The following is a 9654-nucleotide window of genomic DNA, read 5'->3' on the forward strand; positions in this document are numbered from 1 at the left end:
GAGTTTTACGACGACCAGCGTGACTACCAGTTCAATGTCTACCTGCCTGCCCGCAATCCGTCAGGTATGCACGGCGAGGAGGACGCGGTGGTGTGGGGCATGGAGACCGCGTATCAGGTGGTGGAGGGAAAAATTGCGACTCGGAATTATGACTACCACGATGCCCGGCCGTATCCCGGCTTGAACACCGAGGCGGATGTGACACGGGGCGATCGAACGACTTATGGCGAAGCGTACCATTACCGTGACGACTACCGAATACCCGGTGATCGTTACGCCTATCAACCGGAGGCGGAAAGTGGGGTGTTTTATGCCCGTTTGCATCACGAACGTTACCTGAATCAACGCATTCGCCTGCGGGGAATGACCACCTCCGCCACGCTGGTGCCGGGACAGGAGTTGAAAGTGAAAGGTGACGCCCCGGAAACGTTTCGCAAAGGGGCGATCATCACCCACATCACCAACAGTGCCCGCCGGGACAGCAGTTTTGAGATGACATTCACTGCCATTCCCTATTCCGAGACCGTGTGCTTTCGCCCGGAACGGGTGCCGAAACCGGTGATGGCCGGCACGATACCCGCGCGGGTGAGCAGTACCAAAGTGAATGATACCTACGGCGATATCGACAAAGACGGCTTATATCGGGTGGCGTTTAATTTTGACCGGGAGAAATGGCCGCAAGGCGGCGAAAGCCTGTGGGTGCGTCTGGCGCGCCCGTATGCGGGAGAGAACTATGGCTTTCACTGGCCGTTGCTGGAAGGCACTGAAGTGGCGATCGCCTTTGAAGGGGGCGATCCGGACCGGCCCTATATTGCCCATGCTCTGCACGACTCAGTGCACCCGGATCACGTCAATCTCTACAACTACAAACGCAACGTTCTGCGCACCCCGGCGAATAACAAACTGCGGATGGATGACGAGCGCGGTCGGGAACATATCAAACTGAGTACCGAATACGGCGGTAAAAGCCAGTTGAACCTCGGTCATCTCGTTGATAGCCAGCGCCCACACCCGGATAAACGGGGAGAAGGCTTTGAGCTGCGAACCGATGACTGGGGCGCGATTCGGGCCGGTAAGGGGTTGTTTATCAGTGCGGATAAACAGGCCCGGGCGGGTGGTGAAGTGCTGGAGATGGCACCGGCAATCAGTCTGGTAAAAGGCGCGGTGAATCAGGTGCTGGAGTGGGGAACAGTGACCAAAACTCACCTGAATCATCAGCCGGATGCTGAAAGCCTGAAAACCTATTTACAGCATGTGGATCAACTGAAAATGGCGGCCATGCTGCTCAGTGCGCCGGAAGGGGTGGGGATTGTCAGCCCGCAGACTGTGATGGTGCAAAGTGGTCAGGCGCTCTATGCCCAAAGTGCGGGGGATGTGCATATTGCCAGTGCAAACCGGATTGGGATGAATTCAACACAAGCTATCTCCCTGTTAGCACAAAACGAAGGGATGCGTCTGGTGTCAGGGAAAGGGCCGCTCGCCATTGAATCACATGGCGATAGTTTAGGTCTCACCTCATTAAACGATGTCACCGTCAATTCAACACAGGGTCACGTCCAGATTACGGCGAAAAATGGCCTGACATTGGCGTGTGGAGGCGCGTACATCCGTCTTTCTCCGGCAGGAGAAATTGAAATTCACGGGCCGGGCCTGTTAAGCCTGAAAGGGCAGCACAAAATGGCGTCACCGGCGAAACAGGACTTTCCTTTGCCTGACCTGCCTGAATCGGTGTGTAAAACGTGTTTGGAAAAAGCGCAGGAATTGTCGCAGGGGTTTGTTTTGAGGAGTTAACCAATGAATGACCATCAAATAGCTGACTGGATTGCATCACTTGCATCGTCTGTAACGGAAACCGGCATAAGTTGTATCGATATGATTGTGGATCAATCAGGGGGTAAGTTCCCCCTAATTCCGGCATTAAAAAGTTTTTCATCTGAGATGGATTGGTGCTCGCTATTTCAGGGATTGCCGGAGGAGATTGTGACAGATAAAGCCCCGATCTTAATTCGGATTGATCTAACACAACCGGTTCAACGGCAATGGATGAATGAAATCATGATGCGCTTAGGCGGCAAGCCTATGTTGCTGATTTTATGTTCTTCATGGTCGTTTGATCGCTTGTCCCAATATTTGATTCAGTGCGTGGATGCAGCCTACGCCGAGAAAGGCGGGATCTTACGTTTTTATGATCCGCGTATTTTTCCTGTGTTGTTTTCCCATGTATTGGACAAGGAACAGCAACAACAATTTTTCAGGCCCGCGCTGTTCTGGAGTTGGCTTGATCGTGATGGGGCTCCACATGTTATCTGGCGTGAAGGCCATGCAGGGCCGGTTGGTGAAACCTTTCAGAAAATTGATCTCACAGATGAGCAGCTAGAACATCTCTTGTGCGTTTCTGATGCTCACATACTGATGTTGAAACTGAGTAGTCAGGTTGAATATTCAGAATTTTCCCGCGAACAACTGTTCAACAATTGTTATGCCTTGATGATAGAGACATCTGGTGAAGACATTTTACTGGATGACGACAGAGAGTCGTTCGTACTTAAACACCTTAAAGCCAGATTATCGTCATAGAGGTAGAAGATGAAAAAACAACAATTGAGGCTGGTGGTTTTATTCCTGCTGCTGGTCGCCTGTAGCCAATTTCCGGCACAGGCAGGCATCATTATCGCCATTAATCATACTAAATGGGCGATTAACCGGCTCACTGTGGATGATCAACCGGGTATCGACAGTATCGGCCCGTATCAGGGCGGTGGTGGCGGTTGCTGCTATCGGGCTCCAGATAAGTGGCGACCGGGGATGACGGTTAAGGTGGATTGGGAGACCGGTGTCGCTTTTTCTAAAGATTTTCCCGGTTATGAAAATTGGGAGAAGTATTTGGAATGGGATAGGAAAATCAATGCCCAGAAGCGCCAGCATAGCAAGGTAGTGCCGGTTCCTTATTATCAGAATGGTGGTGATACCTGCGGTATTACGGTGCACTTCCTACCCTGTGATCAAATTAAAGTTACGACCTCGTGTTATGCCTACGGTAGCCCGAACTACCCAATTAAAGAACCCTTGGAAATGAAGGAACCAAAAGTATGTCCGAAGTAATGCATGCAAGCACCTCAAGTCCAGATTGTCACTAATGTGAAGGAGTAGAAGATGAAAAAACAACAATTGAGGCTGGCGGTTTTATTCCTGCTGCTGGTCGGCTGTAGCCAATTTCCGGCACAGGCAGGCATCATTATCGCCATTAATCATACTAAATGGGCGATTAACCGGCTCACTGTGGATGATCAACCGGGTATCGACAGTATCGGCCCGTATCAGGGCGGTGGTGGCGGTTGCTGCTATCGGGCTCCAGATAAGTGGCGACCGGGGATGACGGTTAAGGTGGATTGGGAGACCGGTGTCGCTTTTTCTAAAGATTTTCCCGGTTATGAAAATTGGGAGAAGTATTTGGAATGGGATAGGAAAATCAATGCCCAGAAGCGCCAGCATAGCAAGGTAGTGCCGGTTCCTTATTATCAGAATGGTGGTGATACCTGCGGTATTACGGTGCACTTCCTACCCTGTGATCAAATTAAAGTTACGACCTCGTGTTATGCCTACGGTAGCCCGAACTACCCAATTAAAGAACCCTTGGAAATGAAGGAACCAAAAGTATGTCCGAAGTAATGCATGCAAGCACCTCAAGTCCAGATTGTCACTAATGTGAAGGAGTAGAAGATGAAAAAACAACAATTGAGGCTGGCGGTTTTATTCCTGCTGCTGGTCGGCTGTAGCCAATTTCCGGCACAGGCAGGCATCATTATCGCCATTAATCATACTAAATGGGCGATTAACCGGTTCACTGTGGATGATCAACCGGGTATCGACAGTATCGGCCCGTATCAGGGCGGTGGTGGCGGTTGCTGCTATCGGGCTCCAGATAAGTGGCGACCGGGGATGACGGTTAAGGTGGATTGGGAGACCGGTGTCGCTTTTTCCGACGACTTTCCCGGTTATGAAAATGATGAGAAGTATTTGGCGTGGAGGGACAAGATTAACGCCCAGAAACGCCAGCATAGCCAAGTAGTGCCGGTTCCTTATTATCAGAATGGTGGTGATACCTGCGGTATTACGGTGCACTTCCTACCCTGTGATCAAATTAAAGTTACGACCTCGTGTTATGCCTACGGTAGCCCGAACTACCCGATTAAAGAACCCTTGGAAATGAAGGAACCAAAAGTATGTCCGAAGTAAAGCATGCAAGCACCTCAAGTCCAGATTGTCACTAATGTGAAGGTATAGAAGATGAAAAAACAACAATTGAGGCTGGCGGTTTTATGCCTGCTGCTGGTCGCCTGTAGCCAGTTTTCGGCACAGGCGGGAATCATTGAAGCGATTAATCATACCAAATGGGCAATTAATCGGTTCAGTGTGGATGGTGAACCGGGTATCGATATTATCGGGCCATATCAGGGCGGTGGTGGTGGTTGCTGCTACCGGGCCCCGGAGAAGTGGCGACCGGGGATGACGGTTAAGGTGGATTGGGAGACAGGTGAAGCATCCACAAAAGGCTTTCCGGGTTTTGCTGATGAAGAGAAGTATTTATCTTGGCGTAATAAGTTGCGGGCTAATGATCGTCAGCATAGCAAGGTAGTGCCTGTACCCGATTATACCGGGCAGCGTACCTGCGGTATTACAGTGCACTTCTTACCCTGTGATCAGGTCAAAATTACCACTTCCTGTAACACCTACGGTAGCCCGAACTACCCAATTAAAGAACCCTTGGAAATGAAGGAACCAAAAGTATGTCCGAAGTAATGCATACCGGCATTTCAAGTCCAGATTGTCACTAATGTGAAGGAATAGAAGATGAAAAAACAACAATTGAGGCTGGCAGTTTTATCTCTGCTGCTGGTCGCCTGTAGCCAATTTCCGGCACAGGCAGGCATCATTATCGCCATTAACCATACTAAGTGGGCGATTAACCGGTTCACTGTGGATGATCAACCGGGTATCGATATTATCGGCCCGTATCAGGGCGGTGGTGGCGGTTGCTGCTATCGGGCTCCAGATAAGTGGCGGCCGGGGATGACGGTTAAGGTGGATTGGGAGACTGGTGTTGGGGACATGGGGGGGTTTCCCGGTTTTGCAGATAGAAAAAAATATTTGGCGTGGAGGGACAAGATTAATGCCCAAAAGCGCCAGCATAGCCAGGTAGTACCGTTGCCCGATTATACCGGGCAGCGCACCTGCGGTATTACAGTGCATTTCTTACCTTGTGATCAGGTCAAAGTTACCACCTCGTGTAACACCTACGGTAGTCCGAACTACCCAATCAAAGAACCGTTGGAAATGAAGGAACCAAAAATATGTCCGAAATAAAGCATCATGATCTTGTCTGGTTGCCAGCCCCTTTTCCGTCTCAGGGGCGGTTACCTGCCAAAAATTATTTGGTGGTGGAAAACTGTCAGCAACAGAGCAGTCAGGAAAAAGCTTACTATCAGGAACTTTGTCTGGCCGCCAATCGTCGGGTGATCCGTCCCTGTTGTAACACGTTGCATGTCAGCCTGTTTTTTGATGGCACCGGCAATAATTTATATAACGACCTTTATCAGGCCATTCCTAACCATCCGACCAATGTTGTCCGTCTTTTCCAGGCAACCATTGGGGCGGGTTATGCCGGAGGGGCATCCGGTAAGCCGTTACTGGATAATATTGAGAGCACAGGAAGAAAGTACTTTAAGTATTATATTCCCGGGGTGGGAACCCCTTTCCCGGAAATTAATGAGCTGGATTACAGCAAATTGGGGCTGGCGGTTGCTAGCGGGGGAGAAGACCGGATCAATTGGGCATTACTGCGGTTGATTGATGTATTAAAGCGCGTATTGGTAAACGACACAATTGATGATGTTGCTTGTCAAAAATCCCTGAAAGCGATGGCAACCACATGGAATATGCTGGAGTTGGGAGGCAGCAATAACCGCTATGAGGAGTTTTATAAGCAGTTTGCGAGCTTAAAACGTGAACTGAGGATAGCCCGCAGTCAGCCGGGACGAGGTAAGTGTAAGTTGTTGGGCATGAAATTGTATGTGTATGGTTTTTCCCGTGGGGCTGCGGAAGCGCGGACTTTTGTTAACTGGCTGACCGAACTGTTTCCGCCGTCGAGAGAAGCAGGCCAGAAACCGGCTCAGTGTCTGCAACATAAACACGATACAGACCCGGATAGCAATTTACCCATCAGCGTAGAATTTCTCGGATTGTTTGACACAGTGGCATCGGTCGGGGTGCCCCATATGATCCCCGTTGTTGAAGGTCATATGGCCTGGGCAGACGGCACGCAGGAATTGCCATCGGAGGCGACTTACGGTGGTCTGGTGAAACGTTGTGTGCACTTGGTCTCGACCCATGAACAGCGGTTGTGTTTTCCGATGGATTCCATTCGCCGTTCCGATGGCACTTACCCGACAGGCAGCACCGAGGTGATTTATCCCGGTGTGCACTCTGATTTGGGGGGCGGTTATCCACCGGGAGAACAGGGTAAGGCAATAGGAAAACGTGACAATCTATTACTCTCACAGATCTCATTACATGAAATGTATTCGGCAGCGTTTGAGATTGGAGCTCCATTGAAAGTTCCTAAAGATATTTTGCCACAAGAGTTATCTCAATATAGCTGGCGTTCTATGCCACCAGATGTCGGTGATGAATTTGATATTGACACACAATTAGTCAACCGCTTCAACGCCTGGCGTCAAGTGACTCTGGGGTTGGAGATGCCCCAACAACCCCTGTCAGATGAAGAAGCGGCCCGCTTTGAACCGGTGCGGGCCTCTGTGGCATTGGAACAGGCGATGAAAAACCAGATGAACTGGCTGACGGCCTGGCGTATCAATCGTTACGCCAACGGCACGCTGCTCGGTGAGCCATTTTTTCATGAGGCTCCTAATCGTGATGCGAAAAAGGCGCATTATGAACAGAGTGAACAGGCACAAAAAGCGGCACAACAGCAGGTCGAGGCTAAACGGAAAGTGCAGTGGAATGAATTTTTTCGCGATGGAGGAAAAACGCCGCCGTTGTTAATGCAGGGAGTGCCGGATTTTGACCCGGAAACCGCTCAAAACCAGTTGCGAGAAGCGGCCGCGGAATTTCGCAATGACTACCACGGTGACCGGCGGGAACAACACAGTAAGTGGCAATTTCTTTTCGATACCGTGCCACGTCAGGCAATTTACATGTTGGATGATCATGATGACCTCCTGGAGTATCTGCAAATGAAAGCAGGGGGAGAGGCATTGGTCAAACAGCTTTTTCGGCCTGTTCCGGCGGCAAAACCCGGTCAACAGGAATCACCCGAGTCATTGCTGGTCGCCTTGTATGACAATCAGGTTCACGATTCCCGTGCCTGGTTTATGTACTCGACACTCGGTTCACGTGAACCGTGGGGAGGCTATTTCCGCTACCGAGTCATTTACTTCGGTACAATTTGCAGCAGACCGCTGTCACTTCTGTCAGTGGCTGGCACTGTGGCGGGGTTCATGTCGCCGGCCGCAGAGAGTGTACTGCTTTTGTTTAAACAGAATAAAGTCGCAAACACGATGGGGGATGCCATCGACAAAGTGTCCAAGGGCACCGCTGCTGAGTGGGAAGTGACCGCGCAGTATTTAACTTCCGGCAAGCTGATCACCCTGTTAGCAGGACCGGAGTATAGAAAAGCGTTCACCCATAATGTGGGCGAGATGACCAGCCAGCAGAGAAAGTTTATCGAAGAGCAGCGGTTGCAAACGGCCAAAGATAATCTCAAAGCGCATTGGGCGGGAAAAACGCTGGAGCCGACCCCGTTCAAGGAGCCTGAGAAATGAAAAACGTAATCCGTCAGGGTGATAGCCTGCGCGAATATGGCGGTACGGTATTGTCGGGCCACTATCTTTGTTTCGGACAACCCATTGCTTGCAAGGGCGATCCTGTTCAGTGTAACCGTCATGGTATGACCACCATTGCCCAAGGGAGTGCGGCCTGCCTGATAGACGGCCAGCCAGTGGCGTTGCATGGTCATCGTTGTGAATGTGGTTGTACGTTAGTCAGTTCTTTTCCCGATTATCAGGTGACGTCATGAAAGCGATCCCTCTTTTTCCGCCTTATTGTCAGGCTTCGCCTCCTCGTTTTAAACGTTGGTTGGGAGTCGGAGTCGGATTGGTTTTGTTGATCAGTAACATCGTCGCGCTGATCAGACCGGAAATCGGTGACACTTTCTCCTTATATGCCTTGATCCCCGGATTGGCGGCGTTATGGCTGTTATGTCTGTTATTTCGCGTGCTGTTTTACCGCTTTGCCGTGCATAACGCCTGGACTTACCAGCAGCAGGTCGAGCGGGTTCAGCAACAGTGGTGGCGTAAACACCGTCAACAGATTGCGTTGGTGGATTATGTATTAGTTGGGCCGCTAGGGTGCACGCCCGATGTATGGAATAAAGTGGTTAATCAGCCTCATTGCCACGTGGAACCTATCGAGGAAGAGAGTGGTCAGTCGGTGCGTCTGCTGCGTTCTTTTGCCGCTGATATTGAACAGCGGGAAATACAACTGGCGGGCATGGCAGTGGAACAGTGGCATAAGCAGAGGAAGGTGCAGTCGCCGTTGCGTTGTACGCCATTACGTTGTTATTGGTTAGGCTCTGCTGCTGCCTGGCAAGGGTTTGCCGGCCAGATGGCGGAGTGGTTTCCTGATGTGGAGTTGCCTGAACAGCCACAGCCTTGGTGTGGTATCGATACGCTGGATGAAATAATTGATTTGCTCAACACGACAAAGGACCAACACGCGACTATTTTGTGTGCAGGTTGTCAGTGCGTAGACAGCGAGGCTGAGTCAGCCTTACCCGCCGGTGAAGCAGCATTTATCTGGTTATTGAAAAAACAGGGCAACGTCTGTTTAACCCGCGGTGAATTTTTTTGTTCTCAAAGTGATGAAGAGGTTGTTGACGTCGCGGCCAGAACATGGGTTCAAGCGGATATGTCTCAGCCACCGGTAACCTGCTTTCTGTTTTCTCAGCCGGATACATCCTCACTGGAAAAACTCGGCTGGAATATCACTCAGCATCAACAGGATCTCAATTGGGGCAATATTGGCGGGATGGAGGCGATCGTAGTGCAAACACTGGCGGCGATCTCGGCGGAAAATACCGGCCAGCCCTGTGGGTGGTTAGCCCGTGATCCTCAACATACTTTAGCGTTTGGAATAGTAAAATCTTATGGCACTGCAAGAGAATAAAATACCGCCTATTTCGGTGGTGAAGACACTTATCTTACTGATAGGCACCATTACCCTGCTGGTTTCGTTGGCTGGTCTGGGATGGTGGGTTTGGGGAGATCACCGAACCACTGATGCCGAAACTTTCAACCATCTGTTGTGGGTTTGTGGAATAGCTTGGGTGCTCACTGTGGTGGTGAGTATGCTAGGTTTTATCACGGTAACGTTGTTTGTCAAAAACAAAGTCACCGATGTGAAATCCGATACCCGGCCACTTTTGCCAGCCAGCGAACCGTATGATTATGGTGACTTGGGCGATCGCATGCGCCTCCGTTACGGGCGGTTCTGGTGGTATAAAGTCCGCATTTTACTGGTGGTGGGCGAAGTGGAACAGGTGGAAGCCATCGCGCCGGGGCTGACCACGACGCACTG

The 9654-nt window shown here is 50.6% G+C and carries 10 protein-coding genes and 1 pseudogene; all 11 read left to right on the plus strand.

All coding sequences use genetic code 11. The features are described from left to right. Positions 1-1791 (plus strand): DUF2345 domain-containing protein (locus tag AACQ38_RS22975; RefSeq protein WP_165579157.1); only part of this gene is annotated, 1791 nt, incomplete at its 5' end. Between the two features lie 3 nt (positions 1792-1794). Beyond that, entirely contained in the window at positions 1795-2577 is a 783-nt protein-coding gene (locus tag AACQ38_RS22980; protein WP_165579158.1) for a DUF4123 domain-containing protein, read from the plus strand. Between the two features lie 9 nt (positions 2578-2586). Then, positions 2587-3102, plus strand: coding sequence for a DUF3304 domain-containing protein (locus AACQ38_RS22985; RefSeq protein WP_165579159.1), 516 nt, complete (start codon positions 2587-2589; stop codon positions 3100-3102). A gap of 51 nt (positions 3103-3153) precedes the next feature. Then, positions 3154-3669, plus strand: a complete 516-nt coding sequence (locus tag AACQ38_RS22990) for a DUF3304 domain-containing protein (protein ID WP_165579160.1) — start codon at positions 3154-3156, stop codon at positions 3667-3669. Between the two features lie 51 nt (positions 3670-3720). After that, on the plus strand, positions 3721-4236 hold the full coding sequence (locus AACQ38_RS22995; protein WP_165579161.1) for a DUF3304 domain-containing protein: 516 nt from the start codon (positions 3721-3723) through the stop codon (positions 4234-4236). Positions 4237-4287: 51 nt separating this feature from the next. Next, positions 4288-4800, plus strand: a complete 513-nt coding sequence (locus AACQ38_RS23000; protein WP_011147447.1) for a DUF3304 domain-containing protein — start codon at positions 4288-4290, stop codon at positions 4798-4800. Between the two features lie 51 nt (positions 4801-4851). After that, a complete protein-coding gene (locus tag AACQ38_RS23005; protein ID WP_011147446.1) occupies positions 4852-5364 on the plus strand; it encodes a DUF3304 domain-containing protein in 513 nt (170 codons plus the stop codon). After that, positions 5352-7841, plus strand: a complete 2490-nt coding sequence (locus AACQ38_RS23010; protein ID WP_165579162.1) for a T6SS phospholipase effector Tle1-like catalytic domain-containing protein — start codon at positions 5352-5354, stop codon at positions 7839-7841. The genes AACQ38_RS23005 and AACQ38_RS23010 overlap by 13 nt, the downstream gene beginning before the upstream one ends. Next, complete coding sequence (locus AACQ38_RS23015; RefSeq protein ID WP_165579163.1) at positions 7838-8095, plus strand: PAAR domain-containing protein; 258 nt, start codon at positions 7838-7840, stop codon at positions 8093-8095. The genes AACQ38_RS23010 and AACQ38_RS23015 overlap by 4 nt, the downstream gene beginning before the upstream one ends. Then, positions 8092-9243 (plus strand): hypothetical protein, encoded by a 1152-nt coding sequence (locus tag AACQ38_RS23020; protein ID WP_165579164.1) that lies wholly within the window; start codon positions 8092-8094, stop codon positions 9241-9243. Before AACQ38_RS23015 ends, AACQ38_RS23020 begins: the two co-directional genes overlap by 4 nt. Further along, a pseudogene (locus AACQ38_RS23025) lies at positions 9224-9654 on the plus strand (ImcF-related family protein); the annotation flags it as partial. The gene AACQ38_RS23020 and the pseudogene AACQ38_RS23025, both read left to right, overlap by 20 nt.

Source organism: Photorhabdus sp. RW14-46, from assembly GCF_963887965.1.
Lineage (GTDB): Bacteria > Pseudomonadota > Gammaproteobacteria > Enterobacterales > Enterobacteriaceae > Photorhabdus > Photorhabdus laumondii.

Coding starts and splice junctions, on each gene's coding strand:
- AACQ38_RS23005 (WP_011147446.1), top strand. CDS start 4,852: ATGAAAAAACAACAATTGAGGCTGGCAGTTTTATCTCTGCTGCTGGTC.
- AACQ38_RS23010 (WP_165579162.1), top strand. CDS start 5,352: ATGTCCGAAATAAAGCATCATGATCTTGTCTGGTTGCCAGCCCCTTTT.
- AACQ38_RS22990 (WP_165579160.1), top strand. CDS start 3,154: ATGAAAAAACAACAATTGAGGCTGGCGGTTTTATTCCTGCTGCTGGTC.
- AACQ38_RS22985 (WP_165579159.1), top strand. CDS start 2,587: ATGAAAAAACAACAATTGAGGCTGGTGGTTTTATTCCTGCTGCTGGTC.
- AACQ38_RS22995 (WP_165579161.1), top strand. CDS start 3,721: ATGAAAAAACAACAATTGAGGCTGGCGGTTTTATTCCTGCTGCTGGTC.
- AACQ38_RS23020 (WP_165579164.1), top strand. CDS start 8,092: ATGAAAGCGATCCCTCTTTTTCCGCCTTATTGTCAGGCTTCGCCTCCT.
- AACQ38_RS22980 (WP_165579158.1), top strand. CDS start 1,795: ATGAATGACCATCAAATAGCTGACTGGATTGCATCACTTGCATCGTCT.
- AACQ38_RS23015 (WP_165579163.1), top strand. CDS start 7,838: ATGAAAAACGTAATCCGTCAGGGTGATAGCCTGCGCGAATATGGCGGT.
- AACQ38_RS23000 (WP_011147447.1), top strand. CDS start 4,288: ATGAAAAAACAACAATTGAGGCTGGCGGTTTTATGCCTGCTGCTGGTC.